Here is an 18,461-nt window from a genome sequence, read left to right as displayed (position 1 = left end):
ACTCCAAGAGCACGCCCCCTGCCGCACCGGCAGGGGGAATACCGCTACCAAATCGCTACCTCTATAAGTGGTAAAACCACACGAGGACACCCTACTATGGCCCAAACTACACTAGAAGATCAGGTCACAGCCGCAAAAATTAAAAATCCTTCTCTGCTCGGTGGTGCAATGATTATTGCCGGCACTATCGTCGGCGCAGGGATGTTTTCATTACCCGTTGTCATGTCAGGGATCTGGTTTTATTGGTCTATTGCTGTTCTGGTTTTTACCTGGTTTTGTATGCTTCATTCAGGATTAATGATCCTCGAAGCCAACCTCAACTATCACACCGGGGCCAGTTTCGACACCATCACCAAAGATTTACTGGGTAACGGCTGGAATATCGTCAATGGCCTGACTGTCGCCTTTGTGCTCTATATTCTGACTTACGCCTATATCTCTGCCAGCGGCTCGGTGATTCAACATACCCTGCGCGGAATGGGGATAGACTTCCCGGCTCGGCTCGGCGGTCTGTTCTTTGCATTATTCGTCGCTTTTATTGTTTGGCTCAGTACCACCGCAGTAAGCCGAATGACCACCATCGTGCTGGGCGCCAAAATCCTCACCTTCTTTATGACCTTTGGTGGGCTGTTGGGGCACGTCGAGCCGGTGAAGTTGTTCAATCTGAGCGAAGCCAATCCCAGCTACCTGCCGTACCTGCTGATGACTCTGCCATTTTGTCTGGCCTCATTTGGTTATCACGGTAACGTCCCTAGCCTGATGAAGTATTACGGCAAGAATCCCCGCCGTATCCGCAACTGTCTACTGATTGGTACTCTGCTCGCCCTGACGCTCTATATCATCTGGTTGGTCGGCACGATGGGGAATATTCCGCGACCACAATTTCGCGAAATAGCCAGTCAGGGCGGGAATATTGATGTGCTGGTGAGTGCCTTGGGCGGGATCTTACAAAGCTCGTCGATGGATCTGCTGCTGACGGTGTTCTCAAACTTCGCCGTCGCCAGTTCATTCCTGGGCGTGACATTGGGATTATTTGATTATCTTGCTGATTTATTTAAATTTGACGACAGCCGCTTAGGCCGTGGGAAAACAGCCGTCATTACATTCTTGCCGCCGATATTGGGTGGGCTGATATATCCAGATGGTTTTATTTACGCCATCGGCTATGCCGGGCTGGCTGCCACGGTGTGGGCCGCCATTGTACCAGCACTGTTGGCCCGAGCTTCCCGTAAGCGCTTTGGTAGCCCACTGTATCGCGTTTGGGGCGGCACCCCATTGATTGTATTGATTTTACTGTTTGGGGCGATTAATGCCATCGCCCATATTCTGTCCAGCTTAAACCTGCTGCCGACCTATTAAAATCCGATAACCAGCGCCCCGCGGGGCGCTAAGCTTCTCTTACCCGCGCACAAATGATGAGAGAGAGAATTGCCAGAATCATTGCCATCACATAGACCGAATTGTGCCCCCAAGTCTCCGTCAATACCCCTTGTAGCACCCCAGCCAAAATCACCCCGGTAGAGATGCTATTGGTAAACAGAGTAGTAGCGGCACCCGCTCGGCCTGGCATTAAATCCTGAAAATAGAGCATACCAATACCGGCGACGATGCCGATAAAGATGGCATTAAAAATCTGTAATAGCATTAATGCAGATTTGAATTTAAACAGCACTAATCCGGTATAAAACAGCACGCCAGCCAGTACCGCGAATAGCATAATTTTGCGCTTACCAAAACGCCGAACCGAATAGCCCGCCAGTAGCATAATAGGGATTTCCAACCCTGCGGCGGTTCCCATCAATAATCCCGCCAACCGCTCAGGCAGCCCCAAACTTGCCGTAATATAGAGCGGCATATCAATGATATACATGGTATTGCATGTCCACATCAACATTGAGGCAATGAAGAGTAGCAAGACGTCTTTATCAGCAAATAAGCTGCCCTGAGCAACAACTGGCGCATCCATCACCGGTTCCGCGCGCTGCACTGAGGGCAAAATAAACCACACCACCAAGGCACTGAGCACAAAAATACCGGCGGCGATGCAGAACATCAGGGTAAAGCCATAATTCAGCGCCAACATAAATGACAGCGGTGGGCCAATAACCCAAGCCAATGATAGCTGAGCACGCATAATCGAGCTGAACATCACCACTTCGCGGGCCGAGTTATCGGCATATTCACGCGCCAAGGCAAAAATCTGCGGCATTGCGGTGTTAGCCACTGAGGCGAGCAGCACACCCGCGGTGATTAATGTCAGGTAATCACGATTAAAAGCAAATAGCAGGCAGTTCCCCACCGCCATCAGATAGCAGACCAAAATCAGTTTGCGGCGATCACCCCGCAAATCTGAACGTTTTGCCAACACAAAACTGACGGTAATCCCGGCGATAGCATTGACAGTGTAAAACAGCCCTACCCACAGCGGGCGGACTTTCACTTCAGTGCTGAGAAATAGACTTAGCGTTGGCGCTTGTAAAGCCCCAGCAATACCGGAAAGAAAGGCCACCACAAAAAACGCGAGAAAAACCGGGTTAATACGACGGGAAAAGGTTAATGCAGATTTCATTCCAGGCTCCAACGCCAGAAACAGCTATGACTGGCCATGCTACAGAAGTACGTAAATTTATAAACAGAAAACCCGAATAGATTTTATACCCAAATAATTGCAACCACCCACAATACTGTGGAGTTAAGGGCACTGAGTAAAAAGAAAAAAAGCCAGCGGGATATCCCACTGGCTGGTGAAACACACCATTACTCAGAAATTTTAATACAGGTTTTCTCGCTACTACCGCAAGACTCACAACACTTAACTACATCAACTCAAACAAAAAATTACAGGGTATGTTCGGTTCGGGCGATAATATCGTCCTGCGCATCGGGCGATAGCGCGGTGAAGAAAGCCGAATAACCGGCGACCCTAACGACTAAGTCACGGTAACGATCTGGATGCTGCTTAGCATCAAGTAGGGTCTCGCGCGATACAATGTTGTACTGCACGTGCCAGCCCAGATACTCTTCAAAGAAGGTGCGCAACATCATCATCAGTTTTTCACGATCCCGCGGGTTATCCAGTGTCGATGGATTCAGCTTCTGATTGAGCAGCACGCCCCCCAGAATAGAGGCCGTCGGTAACTTCGACAGTGAGTTAAACACCGCCGTTGGCCCTAAATGGTCAGTGCCAGAAGCGGGACTTGCGCCCTCCGCCAATGGGCTGTGCGCTTTGCGGCCATCCGGTGTTGCCATGGTTGCCGCCCCAAAAGGAACGTTGGCAGAGATTGATGATGTCCCTGCGTAATAGGTGCCGCCGATAGGTCCCCGACCAAATCGGGTATTGTGATATTGCTTCAATTCATCAATATAAGTCTGGTAAGCACGCACTAACAGTTGGTCAACATCATCAACATCATTGCCATATTTAGGTGCTGAATTAATTAGATGTTGGCGCAGTTGCTCGCCATTCAGACCGGCAAAATCATTGGCTAATGCGGTTGCCAGCTGCTGCTGACCAATAAGTTGTTGCTCAAAGACCAACTTGCGCACCGCCGCCAAACTGTTCCCCAAGTTAGCAATCCCAACTTGCAAACCAGAAACCCAGTCATAGCGCGCGCCCCCCTGTTTGATACTTTTGCCGCGCTCAATGCAGTCATCCACCAGCGCGGAACAGACGATATCGTGGGCGTTTTCTTCCAATACGGTATCCACTACACACTCGATTTCGATGGATTTGCGGGTGTAATAACGAATCTGTTCATCCCATTGCGCCATCACTTGAGAGAAATCAGCGAAGTTTCCCTTCGACAGCCCCTGCTCCTGTGGCAAGAATACCTGCCCGGAGGTGGCATCACGGCCTTGCTCCAAGGCCGCCAACATCACTCTGGCAAAGTTAATGAAACTCATGCCCGTACAGCGATAACCCCATTTGCCGCCGACAGCGGTTTCAATGCAGCCAATTGCCGCATAATCGTAAGCATCTTGTGGCTCGACACCCAACTTGATGAATTCAGGAATAACAATTTCGTCATTGTTAAAGGCTGGCATACCAAAGCCACAGCGAATCACTTGTACACAAGCATCAAGGAAGTCATCGCTGATACCCGCATGGTAGCGAACACTGAGGTTAGGCTGAGTTGATCTTAAGCGCCCGCAGGATTCCAGCACGGCATAAGAGAGCGGGTTGACGGCGTCGATGGCCTTGCCCTGCACCAGTTTTTGCCCACCAATAGTGACGTTTTGATAAAGCGGGCTACCCGCCGAAGCTTTGGAGTGCGAGCCAGAGCGGATTTTGTTCACTTCTAGCAGTTTCAGCCAGCAGCTATGCAGCATCTCAATCGCTTTCTCGCGACTCAGGGTGTTTTCCAGCTCAACATCGCGGCGATACCACGGATACAAATACTGATCCAGACGGCCAAATGAAACTGAATGGCCATTGGATTCAATTTGCAAAATTAGCTGAATGAAATAGCACAGTTGCAAAGCTTGCCAGAAAGTCTGTGGTGGCTGATGCGCAATTAAATCGCAGTTCGCGGCGATAGTTTGCAACTCAATCCGCCGCCATTCGCGGGTTTCTTCTGCGGCCATTTGCCGGGCAACTGCTGCATAGCGCTCAATATGTTCGCTCAGTGCCGCCAATGAAATATCAATTGCTTTCAGGAATTGTTCTTTATGCAGATCACTCCAGTCTGTCAGTTGCAGACGGGAGCGGCGACGGGTCACTTTAGCGCGTAAGCCATCCAACCCTTTTTCCAGCAATAACGGGAAGTTAACCGCTAAATGCGCATCACCGGAGGTCATATTGCCTTCCGCTTTGATGATACCGGTTGCCAGCAGCGCTTTTTGTTCATCGGTGAACATGCCATAGCAGCGATCTTGCACGGTTTGACCGCGCCACCACGGGCACAGCTGGTGCAATACTGCTTTATCTTGCTCGCTGACCGAGAACCCTGCGCCGGGGCGATCGGCTAATTCGTCAATCTCATTTTCTATCCAACTGACGGTATATTCAGGGAAAATCGGCGCGGCGCGTAATTGACTAGCCTGATTACCAATAATCAGCTCATCATTCTTAATCCATACCGTGCGTTGCTGTAAGTGATGAGCTAGCGCCAGCGCGCGCCGGACGGGTAAGGGTTTATCCAGATGCTGTTGATAAGCTTCGGTATAATGCTGCGCTCGCTCAGTACAAACTGGCGGTTTCACAATATGAATGAGTGCGTTTTTATGCTGTTTTGTCCGTTCGCTTAAGGTTACCAAATCGAGAGTGGTCATTGCGTCATCCTCTTAAAATTGCGGTAAGGCCCTTGTCACGGGCATAACTTTCCGCGAAGGCCAGCAGATCAGGAGAGTCTAAAGGGGTACTGGCTGCCAGATAGGCTTCACCCAGCAGTGAATATTTATTGATACCCAAAGTGTGATAAGGCAAAAAATGAATCTCTTTCACACCAATTTCATCGGCGGCAAAATCGACAATCCCTTGCACCGAGTGGTTATCAGCATTGAAATCCGGGATTAGCGGCACCCGTACCGTGATATTGGTGCCTGCGGCGGCTAACTTGCGAAAGTTATCCATGACGCGTTTGGCTGAACCGCCGGTCCACTGCTGAAAACGGTGTTCATCGGTATGTTTTAGGTCCGCCAGCATCAAATCAAGCCAAGGTAAAGAGGGGGCGATATAGCGCCACGGCGTATGCAGGCAAGACTCAACCGCAGTATGGATGCCAAGCTGATGGCAACGCTGCAATAATTCAGCGGCCACTGCGGGTTGCATAAAAGGTTCGCCGCCGGACAACGTCACGCCGCCGCCACTACGCCGATAAAATGGCAAATCGCGCAGTAATGTATCCATGGTGGCATCAATATCAATCGGGCTGCCGCACTGCGTCAAAGCTCCGCTAGGGCAGCTAACCGCCAGCGCCTGAATATCATCTTCGGCTAATAATTGGCGATGAATAACAATTTGATCATCAACACGCTGAATAGCTTGCGGGCAAGCTTGATGGCATAAATCACAACCGGATAAGCAAAGGCGGGGATCAAATAGCACCTCAGGTTGGCGTGAGCGGCTCTCTGGGTTTTGGCACCAGCGACAGCTTAACGAACAGCCTTTTAGGAAAACCACACTGCGAATACCGGGGCCGTCATGAGTGGAATAACGCTGTAAATTAAAAATCATCTTACCCCTCCCATTAGCTGTGACTGCGCTGGCATCGCGGTGACTATTCGCTTTCATTGGCAACCAGTATCTGCGTAATATAGGGAAAGAAAAATTGATGAAATTTGCTGCGGAGTTCCTCTTTTATGTCTGCCTCGCGCTTGCAACAACAGTTTATTCGCCTCTGGCAACGTTTTAATGGCCAACACACAGAAACTACCTTGCAAGAACTGGCCGAAGTGCTTTGTTGCTCGCGCCGCCATGTCCGCTCCCTGCTAGGCAGCATGCAACAAGAGGGCTGGTTGAGCTGGCAGGCGGAAGCTGGCCGAGGTAAGCGCTCACAACTGACTTTCCTCTATTCCGGGTTGGCACTGCAACAGCAGCGGGCCGAAGAGTTACTGGAACAAGACCATATTGACCAATTAGTCCAGCTGGTTGGGGATAAAAAAGCGGTGCGCCAAATGCTGCTATCCCAGCTAGGGCGCAGCTTTCGGCAAGGTAAACATATTCTGCGGGTGCTCTATTATCGTCCGTTACAAAACCTATTACCCGGTACCGCACTGCGCCGCTCAGAAACCCATATGGTGCGGCAGATTTTTAATGGCCTCACCCGGATAAATGAGGAAAATGGGGAACTGGAGCCGGACTTATCTCATCACTGGCAGGCCATTAGCCCTTTGCATTGGCGCTTTTATCTGCGCCCCGCGATTCATTTTCACCATGGCCGTGAACTGGACATGAATGATGTGATAACCAGCCTGACGCGATTAATCCCTCAGCCCCTGTTTTCGCATATTACGGCGGTGCGCTCACCAACGCCCTATGTGCTTGATGTGCATCTCAGTACTCCAGATTATTGGTTGCCGTGGTTGCTAGGCAGTGCGCACGCCATGATCTTGCCGCAAGAGTGGGAAAATCAGCCGGATTTTCGTCGGCATCCGATTGGGACTGGCCCTTATTCCGTGATTCGGAATCACCATAGCCAATTGAAAATTCAGGCCTTCGATAACTATTTTGGCTTTCGGGCACTAATTGACGAGGTCAATATCTGGGTACTGCCCGATCTGTCTGACGAGCTGATTTACACTGGAGTCCAGTTGCAGGCTGATGACACCAGTAAAAATGAGCTGGAAAGCCGCTTGGAAGAAGGCTGCTATTTTTTGTTATTTGACCAGCGATCGCCCCAGACCTGTCATCCAGAGATCCGTCGCTGGCTATGTGAATTGATCACCCCAGTGGCCCTACTCAGCTTTGCCGATCCCTTTTATCAACGTTACTGGTCACCCGCTTATGGCATGTTACCGCGCTGGCATCACAACCGGCTCACGGCACTGGAGCCGAAACCCGCCGGGCTAACTGAACTGACACTGACTTTTTACAGTGATCATTCTGAATTTGATGCCATCAGCCAGACATTAACCCAGTTGCTGGCGGCCCATGGTGTCACCTTAAAAATACAGGTACTGGATTACACTCAGTGGTATCAGGGTGATGCACAGAGTGATATCTGGCTTGGCAGCGCAAACTTCTATCTGCCGCTGGAGTTTTCCCTGTTTGCTACCCTGTATGAACTGCCGTTGCTACAATATTGTTTGGATGAAGAGCTGCATCAAGATGTTGAATTATGGCGAAATAATACATTGCCAATGGCCGATTGGAGTCAAAAATTGGTCAGCCAAAATCAATTCCACCCGCTGTTCCATCACTGGCTAGAATTATATGGGCAGCACAGTATGCGCGGGGTGCGCATGAATACTCTCGGCTGGTTTGATTTCAAATCGGCTTGGTTTACGCCTCCCGAGGGATAAAGCCACTTTCACCCGCCCAGATTAATCTCTACAATAGCGCCGTCTCAACGGGGTGCAAGAATATCGCTAGCCAGGGTCAACCCAGTGTCGCAAGTGTTAAAAACACAGCGAGCCGGGTTCAGACAGTGGCGGACAGCACACAGAAACCGGAGCGTACACATGACCTTGTAAATCATGACTACGTGAGGATTTCGAATACTGCCCAACACTGTATCAACCGCGGCGCAGCACGTTTTTGCTGAGAGCAAACCCGTCGAACCTGATCCGGTTAACACCGGCGGAGGGATTTGAGAAAGATAACACCGCGCCCCCACGGAGACGGCTGTTAGCTACCGCCTCAGATACCTTTGCCACCTTTATTCTTAAGGAGTGCAAAGTGTTTAAACGCATTATTCCCTGCTTGTTCTTGCTGTCCGCGGCCGCTGTTGCTGCTGATAAACCGACCCTGACGGTCTACACCTATGACTCCTTCGCTGCCGACTGGGGGCCAGGGCCGGCAATTAAAAAAGCCTTTGAAGCCGAGTGCGATTGCCAACTTAAATTTGTGGCGTTAGAAGATGGCGTATCACTGCTAAACCGCCTGCGAATGGAAGGGAAAAACAGTCAGGCCGATGTGATTTTAGGCTTAGATAACAATCTGGTACAGGCCGCAGAGCAAACCGGTCTATTCGCTCCAAGTCAGGTGGACACCAGCCACCTCACCTTGCCGGAAAAGTGGCAGAATAAAACTTTCGTCCCTTATGATTATGGCTATTTTGCCTTTGTGTATAACAAAGACAAATTGAAGAACCCGCCAAAAAGCTTGCAAGAATTAGTCGACAGCAAAGAGCCGTGGAAAATAATTTATCAAGACCCGCGCACCAGTACTCCCGGCCTTGGCTTAATGCTGTGGATGCAAAAAGTGTATGGCGATAAAGCTCCACAAGCATGGCAACAATTGGCCAAGAAAACCGTCACCGTCACCAAAGGCTGGAGTGAGGCTTACGGCCTGTTCCTGAAAGGTGAAGGGGACTTGGTGCTGAGCTACACCACCTCTCCGGCTTACCATCTGATCGAAGAGAAGAAAAGCAACTATGCCGCCGCTGATTTTAGTGAAGGTCACTATCTGCAAGTTGAAGTCGCCGGTCAGGTTGCCTCCAGCAAACAGCCAGAACTGGCGCAGCGCTTTATGCAATTTATTGTCACGCCTGCCTTCCAAGACCATATTCCAACCGGCAACTGGATGTATCCGGTGATCAAAATGACGCTACCGGCCGGATTTGACACACTCACAGTGCCACAAAAAGCATTGCAATTTGATGCTAAAGAAGTGGCTGATCATCGCGCAAAATGGATTCAGGCATGGCAATCCGCCGTCAGCCGCTAATCCCCACATGGTTGTGGCCGGGGCTATTGGCTGCCGGACTGATAGTCGGTGTCGCGCTGCTGGCGTTCACCGCTATCTGGCGCCATGCCCCGGCAGCAGATTGGCACAGTATCTGGCAGGATAGCTATCTGTGGCATGTGATCCGCTTTACCTTCTGGCAGGCGTTTCTCTCTGCATTGCTGTCGGTAACGCCGGCGATTTTTCTCGCCCGCGCCTTATATCGCCGCCGTTTTCCCGGCCGCCAATTGATGCTGCGATTATGCGCGATGACCTTGGTGCTCCCGGTGTTAGTCGCCATCTTTGGCATCCTGACGGTTTATGGCCGCCAAGGCTGGCTGGCGGGGTTATTTGGCTGGCTGGGAGTGGATTATCGCTTCTCACCTTATGGCTTACAGGGGATTTTGCTGGCACATATTTTCTTTAATATGCCACTGGCGACGCGCCTGTTATTGCAGTCATTGGAAAGCATTGCGGTGGAACAGCGCCAATTGGCCGCACAGTTGGGTATGAACGGCTGGCAGCATTTTCGCTTGGTCGAGTGGCCCTATCTTCGTCGCCAAATTCTGCCCACTGGCGCGCTGATTTTCATGCTCTGTTTTGCCAGTTTTGCCACCGTGCTATCTCTGGGGGGCGGGCCGCAAGCCACCACCATCGAGTTAGCTATTTATCAGGCGCTTAGCTATGACTATGATCTCGGTCGTGCCGCATTACTGGCACTGATCCAACTGGGCTGTTGCCTTGGATTGGTGGTGCTAAGCCAACGGCTCAGCTCAGTGCTGGCGGTGGGAAATACTCACGGGCAAATTTGGCGCAACCCGCAAGATAGCGCGTGGTCGCGCATCAGCGACACCCTGTTAATTGGGGCCGCATTATTATTGATGGTGCCGCCATTGCTGGCGGTTGTGATTGATGGCAGCAATAAAACTATACTGACGGTGTTGCAGCAACCCGCACTGTGGCAAGCTTTCTTCACCTCTCTGGTCATCGCCATTGGGGCCGGATTATTGTGTGTCATCTTGACCATGATGCTGCTGTGGAGTAGCCGGGAGCTAAAGCTGCGCCAACGTGCTGCTTACGGGCAAGCATTGGAAGTCAGTGGCATGGTGATTCTGGCGATGCCGGGTATTGTGTTGGCAACGGGCTTTTTCTTATTACTCAACGATACTTTTGGCTTGCCGCAATCCCCCTATGCGCTGGTGATTTTGACCAATGCACTGATGGCGGTACCCTATGCCTTGAAAGTGTTGGATAACCCAATGCGTGACTTGGCCGAGCGCTACACACCGCTGTGCTTGTCACTGGACATTCGTGGCTGGCACCGTTTACGCCATATTGAGTTAACTGCGCTGAAACGCCCGCTGGCTCAGGCGCTGGCTTTTGCCAGTGTTCTCTCCATCGGGGATTTTGGCGTCGTGGCGCTGTTTGGTAATGAACACTTCCGCACCTTGCCATTCTATCTTTATCAGCAGATAGGTTCTTATCGCAGCAATGATGGCGCAGTCACTGCCTTGCTGTTGCTGCTGCTCTGTTTCCTGCTGTTTACTCTTATTGAACGACTGCCGAGCCGCCATGCTAAAGCTTGAGAAAATTACCTACCTGTACGACCACTTGCCAATGCGTTTTGATTTGCGCGTTCAACCCGGCGAGCGAGTGGCGATCCTCGGCCCCAGTGGCGCAGGCAAAAGTACCCTGCTGAGTTTGATTGCCGGTTTTTTGCTGCCGGTCAGTGGCCGAATGCTGCTGAACAATCAAGACCACACTCACACTGCGCCCGCCCAAAGGCCGGTATCTATGCTGTTTCAGGAAAATAATCTGTTCTCGCATTTAACTGTCGAACAAAATATTGGGCTGGGTTTACATCCGGGGCTGAAACTCAATCATGAGCAAAAGTTATTGTTACGCCAAATTGCTCAACAAGTGGGATTGGAAGAGTGCCTCGAGCGACTACCGGCTCAGCTCTCCGGTGGTCAACGCCAACGAGCAGCACTGGCGCGTTGCCTGGTGCGCAGCCAGCCTATTTTGCTGCTGGATGAGCCGTTTTCCGCGCTAGATCCGGCTCTGCGCAATGAAATGCTGCAATTAGTTGACCAAGTTTGCTCTCAGCGCCAGCTGACGTTATTGATGGTGTCGCATAATCTGGATGATGCCGCCCGTATCGCCGAGCGCACCTTATTGGTGGTCGACGGCCGCATTTACTACGACGGCGCAACACAGGCGCTGGTGAGCGGCAGTGCCCCAGAAGCCAGCGTGCTGGGGATTGCTACACATCATTAGTTGTTGAATAGTGAGCGCAGCTAACACCCCTGCGGCGTCAAAGACGAAGGATATTTATCCGGCTAGAACCTTCCACAACAGATGCCGATACACCGGCATAATTGGTTGCATATGTAGCCACACAAAGCTGGCGATAGCGGCGGCGATAGCCAAGAGAGTCACCCAACGCAAACGGGTCAGAGGCAGCCATTTGCTCAGGCGGTCCGGGCTACGTTTACCAAAACGCCACCAGCGCCATGACAGCCACAATGCCAGCCAAATCAGCACCACAACCACGAATAATAGCCACTTAAACATATAGCTGTTGGCACTGGGCGGGATATCAATCGCCACCCCAGCCAGTATGCCGGGGAAGAAATAGATTGGCGGCCATGTCAGGCAACCAATGATATTCGGTAGCGCGAATTTTACTGGCGGCAGGTTGAGCATCCCCGCCACCATCGGGACAATAGGCCGCGCCGGGCCAATAAAGCGCCCCAAAAGTACCGTTGCCATGCTGTGGTTGTGCAGCGCATGCTCGGTTTTATTCAGCATAGATTTATGTTTTTTCAGGAAAGACCAGCGGTGCAGCGGCTCTTTGAAGCGACGACCAATGAAATAAGAGATCCAATCCCCCATCAGACAGCCGACAGTCGCGGCGGCCCAAGCCGAGTAAAAGCCCACTTCCCCACTGCCAATCAGCGCGCCCACGCTGGTCATCATCACCGTGCCGGGCAATAACATGCCCACCAGCGCTAAAGATTCAAGAAAAGTGACTAACATGACGACAAATAGCGTGAAAGCCAGAGATTGTGTCAGTAAATGTAATAAATAGGCTTCCATAAATTTGTCCGTTAGTTAACAACTTGGTGGATTGTCTAGCCCACCAACAAATGAGTCAATCAATAAAATAGACAATTACTGTATAAATAACCATGTTATGAAAGTATAATATACTACTTGGTGATTTTAAAAATTCTCTTTATATACCCAATAGATTTCAAGATGCAGGAAGGCGGCAAGCAAAAGAGCCCCGATGAGCTTACTCAGGTAAGTGATTCGGGTGAGTGAGCGTAGCCAACACACCTGCAATTTGAAAGATGACGGGTATAAAGGTAGTAGCATGGGTCAAACCCGTCAGGGCTTCCTGCTAACTCGCCACTGGCGCGACACGCAGGCTGGCACCGAAGTTGAATTCTGGTTAGCAACCGATGAGGGGCCACAGCAAGTGAGGTTACCCCCTCAGCCCTCAGTGGCTTTTATCCCGGCCGAACAACGCCAACGGGCCGAAACCGTGCTGCGTAATGAACGCCGCTGGCAATTGCGCCCTCTTGAGCTAACCGACTTCCACCAACGCCCGGTTCTGGGGCTATATTGTAGCCAACATCGCCAATTAATCCGCCTGGAAAAGCTGCTCAGAGAAAGCGGCGTGAATGTCTATGAAGGTGATATTCGCCCGCCAGAACGTTTCCTGATGGAACGCTTTATTACCGCACCGGTATGGTTTAGTGGCGAAGAAAATGGTCATGGCCCGCTGCTTAATACCCAAATGAAACCTGCCGAGGAGTATCGCCCAGCCCTCAAACTGCTGTCGCTGGATATCGAAACCAGCGAGCATGGCGAACTTTATTGCATTGGTTTAGAAGGCTGTGGTCAGCGTCAGGTTTACATGCTCGGCCCGCCAAATGGCAGTGCGGCGGATGAAGCCGCATTGGACTTCAAACTGGAATATGTCGCCAGCCGCCCGCAACTATTAGAGAAATTGAATCAGTGGCTGGCAGAGCATGATCCTGATGCCATTATCGGCTGGAATCTGGTGCAGTTTGATTTACGCGTATTACAAAAACATGCTGATCGCTATCAGATCCCACTGCGCTTTGGTCGTGGCGGTAATCTGCTGGAGTGGCGTGAGCATGGTTTTAAACAGGGGCACTTTTTTGCCTCCACCGCGGGTCGGCTGATTATTGATGGCATTGAAGCACTCAAATCTGCCACCTGGAATTTCCCCTCATTTAGTCTGGAATCTGTCTCGCAGACCTTGCTGGGTGAAGGCAAAGCCAGCGATAGCCCCTACCAGCGGATGGATGAAATCAACCAGCGCTTCGCCCATGATAAACCGGCGCTGGCCCGCTATAACCTGAAAGATTGTGAACTGGTAACGCGGATTTTTGCCAAAACCGAGCTACTCAGCTTCTTGCTTGAGCGCTCAACAGTCACCGGGCTGGCGGCTGATCGCAGTGGCGGTTCCGTTGCCGCATTTACCCATCTTTATCTGCCACGGATGCACCGTATCGGCTATGTAGCGCCCAATTTAGGCGAATTACCGGAAGAGCACAGCCCCGGCGGCTTTGTGATGGACTCCCAACCCGGTTTATATGACTCGGTGCTGGTGCTGGATTACAAAAGCCTCTATCCATCAATTATTCGCACCTTTTTGATTGATCCAGTCGGTTTAGTGGTGGGCATGTCCCAGCCGGATGAAAAGCATTCGGTACCCGGTTTTCGCGGCGCTTGGTTCTCACGCGACAAACATTGCTTACCCGCCATCGTCAACCAAATCTGGCAGGGGCGAGAAGCGGCTAAACGCCAGCAAAATAAACCATTATCACAAGCATTAAAAATCATCATGAATGCCTTCTATGGCGTCTTGGGCTCCAGTGGCTGCCGATTTTTTGATCCTCGGCTGGCCTCATCAATTACCTTGCGCGGCCACGATATTATGCGCCAAACCCGTGAATTGATTGAAGCACAGGGCTATCAGGTGATTTATGGCGATACAGACTCAACCTTTGTCTGGCTGAAAAGTGCCCATAGCGAGGAGCAAGCATCCCGCATTGGCAAAGCGCTGGTACAGCATGTCAATCAATGGTGGCAGGCGCATATTCGGCAAACCTATGATTTACCCTGTGCGCTGGAACTGGAGTTTGAAACCCATTATCGACGCTTTCTGATGCCCACCATTCGCGGGGCGGAGCAAGGCAGTAAAAAACGCTATGCCGGGCTGATTTCAACCCCAACTGGCGACCAGATGATATACAAAGGGCTGGAGACCGTTCGCACCGACTGGACGCCGCTGGCCCAGCAATTCCAGCGCGAGCTGTATTTGCGTATTTTCCAGCAGCAGCCTTATCAAGATTATGTGCGAGATTACGTGGCTCGCACCTTGAATGGTGAGTTAGATGAGCAGCTTATTTACCGCAAACGCCTGCGCCGACGGCTGGATGACTATCAGCGTAATGTCCCGCCACATGCCAGAGCCGCGCGTCTGGCAGATGAATACAACCGCAAGCTCGGCCGCCCGCTGCAATACCAGAATGGCGGCTGGATAAGCTATGTCATGACCACGGCTGGCCCCGAACCATTAGAAATCCGACAATCCCCTATTGATTACGATCACTACCTAACTCGTCAGTTGCAACCGGTGGCAGACGCTATACTTCCCTTTATGCACGATGACTTTACAACACTGATAACCGGTCAGATGGGGTTATTTTAATCGTAATTGGGCTGTTTTAGAGGTGACGAAGCGCTCGCCTTCCATTACCATAGCGCCCTTGCCAAAATTCGCATCAATCACATTTACATAACCGACCCGAATTCTGTCTGCGAGTGCTTTTTCAGACAGACTCGTTAGCCACGCAGCTTGCGTGGACGGTAAACTATTGCCAGTAACTTGATTATTAATCTCTATAAGTGATTATTTACCAAAACATTATCTACAAAAGATTTTCTACCAATAACTGTCCAACAAAAAAATCGAGCCGATAATTTATGCCTTTTACACTTGGTCAACGCTGGATCAGCGACACAGAAAGCGAACTTGGATTGGGTACTGTCGTTGCCATTGACGTACGCATGGTCACCTTACTGTTTCCCGCAACCGGTGAAAACCGCCTTTACGCCAGAAATGACTCGCCAATCACCCGAGTAATGTTCAATCCGGGCGATACCATCACCAACCACGAAGGCTGGCAGCTGAAAGTGGAAGAAGTGACTCAAGAAAATGGGTTGATTACCTATATTGGGACCCGTTTAGATACTGAGGAAACCGGCGTTTCAATGCGTGAAGTTTTGCTCGATAGCAAACTGACTTTTAGCAAACCACAGGATCGGTTATTTGCCGGCCAGATCGATCGTATGGATCGTTTTGCCCTGCGTTTTCGTGCCCGTAAGTATCAGAGCGAGCAATTCCGCCTGCCATGGAGTGGGCTGCGCGGTATTCGTGCCAGCTTAATCCCACACCAATTACATATCGCTTATGAAGTGGGCCAGCGCCATGCACCGCGTGTATTGCTAGCCGATGAAGTAGGCTTGGGTAAAACCATCGAAGCCGGGATGATAATCCACCAGCAACTGCTGGCTGGCCGCGCCGAGCGCGTACTGATTGTGGTACCGGAAAGCCTGCAACATCAGTGGCTGGTCGAGATGCTGCGCCGCTTTAACCTGCGTTTCTCGCTGTTTGATGACAGCCGTTATTCCGAAGCGCTGCTGGATAGCACCAATCCGTTTGAAACCGAACAAATGGTGATTTGCTCACTGGATTTCGTGCGCCGTAATAAGCAGCGCTTAGAACAGTTGGCTGATGCAGCTTGGGATCTGTTGGTGGTGGATGAAGCGCACCATCTGGCTTGGAGCGAAGAGGCACCAAGCCGCGAATACCAAGTTATTGAACAGTTGGCTGAACATATTCCCGGTGTCTTACTGTTGACGGCGACCCCAGAGCAATTAGGGCAACAGAGCCACTTTGCTCGCTTGCGTTTGCTGGACCCAGATCGCTTCCACGATTACGAAGAGTTCGTCAATGAACAGCAGAAATATCGCCCAATTGCTGATGCCGTAACACTGCTGCTGGGTGGTGAACGTTTAGCAGATGATAAGCTGAACCTGCTGGGTGAACTTATTAATGAGCAGGATATTGAGCCGTTGCTGAAAGCCGCAAATAGCCAAAGTGACGATAGCGAAGCGGCGCGCCAAGAGCTGGTGACCATGCTAATGGACAGACACGGGACCAGCCGTATCTTGTTCCGCAACACCCGTAATGGCGTGAAGGGTTTCCCGCATCGCGTCTTGCACCAGATAAAGTTGCCATTGCCGACGCAGTATCAAACAGCGATTAAAGTGTCCGGGATTATGGGCGCGAAGAAGACGCTGGAAGCGCGTGCCAAAGATATGCTTTATCCTGAGCAAATCTACCAAGAATTTGAGGGTGAAAACGCCACTTGGTGGAACTTCGACCCTCGCGTTGAGTGGCTGCTTAACTATCTGGTTGCTAATCGCGGTGAGAAAGTGCTGGTTATCTGTGCGCAAGCCGCCACTGCTTTACAGCTTGAGCAAGTGCTACGTGAGCGCGAAGCTATCCGTGCGGCAGTGTTCCATGAAGGTTTGTCGCTGATTGAACGTGACCGCGCTGCTGCCTATTTTGCCTCTGAAGAAGATGGCGCACAGGTGTTGCTGTGTTCAGAAATCGGCTCTGAAGGGCGCAATTTCCAGTTTGCTTGCCAATTGGTGATGTTCGATTTGCCATTTAACCCGGACTTGCTGGAACAGCGTATTGGCCGTCTGGACCGAATCGGCCAGAACCGCGAAATTCAGATCATGGTGCCGTATCTGGAAAATACCGCGCAGGCCATATTGGTGCGTTGGTACCACGAAGGTTTGGATGCTTTCGAGCACACCTGCCCGACGGGCCGCACCATTTATGATAGTGGCTATCAAGAACTAATTGGTTATCTGGCGACCCCGAATGAACAGGAAGGCTTGGATGAATTTATCCACACCTGCCGTCAGCAGCATGAAGGGCTGAAACTTCAATTGGAACAGGGTCGTGACCGCCTGCTGGAAATGCATTCCAATGGTGGCGAACATGGGCAAGAGTTGGCACAAATCATTGCCGACCAAGACAATGACGTTAACTTGGTCAGTTTTGCGCTCAATCTGTTCGATATTGTGGGTATCAATCAAGAAGATCGCAGCGACAATTTGATTGTGCTGACGCCTTCTGACCATATGCTGGTACCGGACTTCCCGGGCTTACCACAGGATGGCTGCACAGTGACATTCGATCGCGAACAAGCTTTATCGCGAGAAGATGCTCAGTTTGTCAGTTGGGAGCACCCCATCATCCGCAATGGTTTGGATCTGATCTTGTCCGGTGATACTGGCAGCTGCGCTGTTTCTCTGTTGAAAAACAAGGCATTGCCTGTTGGTACTCTGCTGGCTGAATTGGTCTATGTGGTAGAAGCTCAAGCGCCGAAACATCTGCAATTGACCCGCTTCCTGCCACCAACGCCAGTGCGGATGCTGATGGATCGTAATGGCACTAATCTGGCGGCACAGGTTGAATTTGAAACTTTCAATCGTCAACTTAATGCAGTCAATCGCCATACTTCCAGCAAATTGGTCAATGCGGTTCAGCAAGAAGTTCACACCATGCTGCAGCAAGCAGAGGCGCTGGTTGAAGAACAAGCGCGCGTCTTGATTGAGGCGGCCAAGCATGAAGCTGACGATAAGCTGAGTACCGAACTGGCGCGTCTGGAAGCCCTAAAAGCGGTTAACCCCAATATTCGCGATGACGAAATAGAAACATTGGAGCACAATCGCAAAATGGTGCTGGAAAACTTGAATCAGGCGGGCTGGCGTTTAGATGCTATTCGTCTGGTGGTGGTTACACACCAGTAATTTTCTAGTGTCAGAAAGAGCCGAAATTATTCGGCTCTTTTATCCATTTTGATAAACGCAGTAAAACCAATTTGCTTAGCCCAGGCTGGCAGCCAACACCGCTGCGGCGTGAAAGATGAAGAAAACAGTAAAACCCAATAGATTTCGCGTTGCAGCAAGGCGGCAACTGAGCAAGTCCCCTGGAGCTTAGTCCACTAAGTGA

The 18,461-nt window shown here is 51.0% G+C and carries 11 protein-coding genes and 1 riboswitch; of the genes, 7 read left to right on the top strand and 4 right to left on the bottom strand.

The features are described from left to right. Positions 1-96 precede the first annotated feature (96 nt). Positions 97-1,359, top strand: coding sequence for a tryptophan permease (gene mtr, locus N0H69_RS03510; RefSeq protein WP_050121576.1), 1,263 nt, complete (start codon positions 97-99; stop codon positions 1,357-1,359). Between the two features lie 28 nt (positions 1,360-1,387). Here mtr and N0H69_RS03505 read toward each other — a convergent pair whose 3' ends face one another. The 3 genes from N0H69_RS03505 to N0H69_RS03495 all read right to left on the bottom strand — a co-directional run bounded on the left by N0H69_RS03505 (position 1,388) and on the right by N0H69_RS03495 (position 6,175). Continuing rightward, entirely contained in the window at positions 1,388-2,569 is a 1,182-nt protein-coding gene (locus N0H69_RS03505; RefSeq protein ID WP_050150343.1) for a sugar efflux transporter, read from the bottom strand. A 269-nt stretch (positions 2,570-2,838) separates the two neighbouring features. Then, complete coding sequence (locus tag N0H69_RS03500; protein WP_050121578.1) at positions 2,839-5,271, bottom strand: formate C-acetyltransferase/glycerol dehydratase family glycyl radical enzyme; 2,433 nt, start codon at positions 5,269-5,271, stop codon at positions 2,839-2,841. Positions 5,272-5,275: 4 nt separating this feature from the next. Further along, a complete protein-coding gene (locus N0H69_RS03495) occupies positions 5,276-6,175 on the bottom strand; it encodes a glycyl-radical enzyme activating protein (protein ID WP_050145577.1) in 900 nt (299 codons plus the stop codon). A gap of 125 nt (positions 6,176-6,300) precedes the next feature. Here N0H69_RS03495 and sgrR point away from each other — a divergent pair, with 125 nt between their 5' ends. The 4 genes from sgrR (at position 6,301) to thiQ (ending at position 11,602) form a co-directional block, all read left to right on the top strand. Beyond that, a complete protein-coding gene (sgrR, locus tag N0H69_RS03490; protein WP_050106574.1) occupies positions 6,301-7,962 on the top strand; it encodes an HTH-type transcriptional regulator SgrR in 1,662 nt (553 codons plus the stop codon). 208 nt (positions 7,963-8,170) lie between these two features. Beyond that, positions 8,171-8,265: riboswitch (TPP riboswitch) on the top strand. 73 nt (positions 8,266-8,338) lie between these two features. Next, positions 8,339-9,328 carry a thiamine ABC transporter substrate binding subunit gene (thiB, locus tag N0H69_RS03485; protein ID WP_050121580.1) on the top strand — a complete coding sequence of 330 codons (990 nt, stop codon included), beginning with the start codon at positions 8,339-8,341 and terminating at the stop codon, positions 9,326-9,328. After that, positions 9,304-10,911 (top strand): thiamine/thiamine pyrophosphate ABC transporter permease ThiP, encoded by a 1,608-nt coding sequence (gene thiP / locus N0H69_RS03480; protein WP_050150345.1) that lies wholly within the window; start codon positions 9,304-9,306, stop codon positions 10,909-10,911. Before thiB ends, thiP begins: the two co-directional genes overlap by 25 nt. Continuing rightward, positions 10,898-11,602: a thiamine ABC transporter ATP-binding protein ThiQ gene (gene thiQ, locus N0H69_RS03475; protein WP_050150347.1), complete on the top strand. Its 705-nt coding sequence runs from the start codon at positions 10,898-10,900 to the stop codon at positions 11,600-11,602. The genes thiP and thiQ overlap by 14 nt, the downstream gene beginning before the upstream one ends. Before the next feature lie 54 nt (positions 11,603-11,656). On the opposite strand, the gene N0H69_RS03470 is transcribed toward thiQ, so the two are convergent. Next, positions 11,657-12,424: a DedA family protein gene (locus tag N0H69_RS03470; protein WP_050106578.1), complete on the bottom strand. Its 768-nt coding sequence runs from the start codon at positions 12,422-12,424 to the stop codon at positions 11,657-11,659. A 280-nt stretch (positions 12,425-12,704) separates the two neighbouring features. Between N0H69_RS03470 and N0H69_RS03465 the strand changes: the two genes are divergently transcribed. Continuing rightward, on the top strand, positions 12,705-15,077 hold the full coding sequence (locus N0H69_RS03465) for a DNA polymerase II (RefSeq protein ID WP_050150349.1): 2,373 nt from the start codon (positions 12,705-12,707) through the stop codon (positions 15,075-15,077). A 275-nt stretch (positions 15,078-15,352) separates the two neighbouring features. Then, on the top strand, positions 15,353-18,259 hold the full coding sequence (gene rapA, locus N0H69_RS03460; protein WP_050106580.1) for an RNA polymerase-associated protein RapA: 2,907 nt from the start codon (positions 15,353-15,355) through the stop codon (positions 18,257-18,259). Positions 18,260-18,461: the final 202 nt, after the last annotated feature.

The sequence above is a fragment of the Yersinia alsatica genome (assembly GCF_025133195.1).
GTDB classification, from domain to species: Bacteria; Pseudomonadota; Gammaproteobacteria; order Enterobacterales; family Enterobacteriaceae; genus Yersinia; species Yersinia alsatica.
This window is presented reverse-complemented; position numbering and strand designations above follow the sequence as displayed.